Source organism: Kitasatospora sp. NPDC048296 (genome assembly GCF_043201815.1).
GTDB lineage: Bacteria > Actinomycetota > Actinomycetes > Streptomycetales > Streptomycetaceae > Kitasatospora.
Genome location: NZ_JBICZB010000204.1, coordinates 1 through 1,697, shown reverse-complemented (window position 1 = coordinate 1,697; position 1,697 = coordinate 1). Strand labels below are relative to the sequence as shown.

Below are 1,697 nucleotides of genomic sequence, written 5' to 3'. Positions count from 1 at the left end.
AGAAGCGATTCCCAAACCGCGTGGCACGGCTGCCGCTCGAATTTTCGCGCGCATCACTCTCGTTCGGGTGATCGCTGATCGGCACGCGCATAGGAGAAGGGCCTCCTGCACAGCTCGGTGATGTCGAGTCAACCGAGTACCAGGAGGCCCTGGTGTCCCACTGTGTCGTGCCCGCCTGTCCTGCGTCCAGTTCCGGCGTGTCGCGGTGCGACTGCCTGGCCCACCGGCTCGGCAACGCCGGCGACCAGCCCGACCGCGTCCGCCGCTACGGATCGGACCTGACCGATGCCGAATGGTGCCTGGTCAGGCCGTTGCTGCCGGTCCCGGCCTGGTTGAACGGACAAGGGGGCCGCCCGGAGGGCTACTGCCACCGCCAGATGTTGGACGCGGTGCGCTACCTGGTCGCCGAGGGAGTGCGCTGGGCCAGCCTGCCGACCGACTTCCCCAAGTGGCGGGCCGTCTACCGGTTCTTCCGCCGCTGGCGCGACAACGACTACATCAAGGAGCTCTACGGCCGGCTGCGCAAGCTGCTGCGCGCCCTGGCGGGCAAGAAGGAGGAGCCCACCGCCGCGATCATCGACTCGCAGTCGGTGAAGGCCGACGCCACCGTCGGCGCCGCCACCCGCGGCTACGACGCCGGAAAGAAGATCAACGGACGCAAACGGCACATCGCGGTGGACACCCTGGGCCTGCTGCTGGTCGTGATCGTCACCGCCGCCTCGGCCAAGGACAACGACGCCGGCCGCGACCTGCTGGAGCGCCTGCGCGAGCGCCACCGCCACATCGCCCTCGTCTGGGCCGACGGCGGCTACACCGGTTGGCTGGTCGCCTTCGCCACCACCGTCCTGGCCCTCGCGTTGACTGTCGTCAAGCGCAGCGACGACGTCAAGGGGTTCGTGGTGCTGCCGCGCCGCTGGGTCGTGGAGCGCAGTTTTTCCTGGCTGATCCGGGCCCGGCGGTTGGCCCGGGACTACGAGACCCGCATCGACAGTGCCGAAGCCATGGCCTGGTGGGCCGCGTCCATCCCGGCCACCCGCCGCCTGGCCCGCTCCGGCCAGCCGGCACCCCGCCGCGTCACGCGGTTCGCGGCCTGAACAGCCCCGGCCGCTCCTCGGTCAGCCAGCCCCGCTCCACCAGCCGCTTCGCCCGGAACCGTGCCGCCTGCTCCTTCGCGTCAGTGGCAGACCAGCCCAGATGCTCGCGCATCCGCCGCGCCCGCACCCCCTCCCCGCCCCCGGCGGCATCGTTGTCGACCAGGGCCACGATCCGCGCGCAGTCCGGCGGCAGTACCTCGTCCCCCAACCCCTCATGCCAGAGCGGGACTTCGACCCGCGGCCCGGCGGCCCCCGCGGCAGCCGCCGCCTCCGACCCGCCCGCCGACGCACCAGGCACCACCGCGACCTCCTCGGCCGCCTCGGCCAGGGCCAAGACCGTCTCCTCGCGGGCGATGACCGCGCGCCGCGCGGCCTCTTCCGCCTCAGCAACAGCGGCTTGAACCCGCTCCAGCTCGGCCCGCAGTTTCTCCGCCCGAGCCAGCGCCACCCGCTCGCGCTTCTCCAGCACCCCCAGCACCGACGGCATCGGCCACCTCCGCACACCTCGCATCCGAACCAACGGAACGAGCCTGCCTACCTGGCGGCCACTTCACTCCTGACGTGCGGAAACGTGACCCTACGTCCGGATTGGTAATCGCTTCT

At 71.4% G+C, this 1,697-nt stretch carries 2 protein-coding genes; one reads left to right on the top strand and one right to left on the bottom strand.

What is annotated here, in order from left to right:
• Nucleotides 1–197 precede the first annotated feature (197 nt).
• Nucleotides 198–1,094 (top strand): IS5 family transposase, encoded by an 897-nt coding sequence (locus ACGF12_RS38485; RefSeq protein WP_393041291.1) that lies wholly within the window; start codon nt 198–200, stop codon nt 1,092–1,094.
• Here ACGF12_RS38485 and ACGF12_RS38480 read toward each other — a convergent pair.
• Nucleotides 1,075–1,581 carry a hypothetical protein gene (locus tag ACGF12_RS38480; protein ID WP_393041289.1) on the bottom strand — a complete coding sequence of 169 codons (507 nt, stop codon included), beginning with the start codon at nt 1,579–1,581 and terminating at the stop codon, nt 1,075–1,077. The two genes, ACGF12_RS38485 and ACGF12_RS38480, sit on opposite strands and share 20 nt — an antisense overlap.
• Nucleotides 1,582–1,697: the final 116 nt, after the last annotated feature.

Bases quoted from the DNA above. Each gene is read 5' to 3' on its own strand.
- ACGF12_RS38480 (WP_393041289.1), bottom strand. From the start codon at position 1,581: ATGCCGTCGGTGCTGGGGGTGCTGGAGAAGCGCGAGCGGGTGGCGCTG.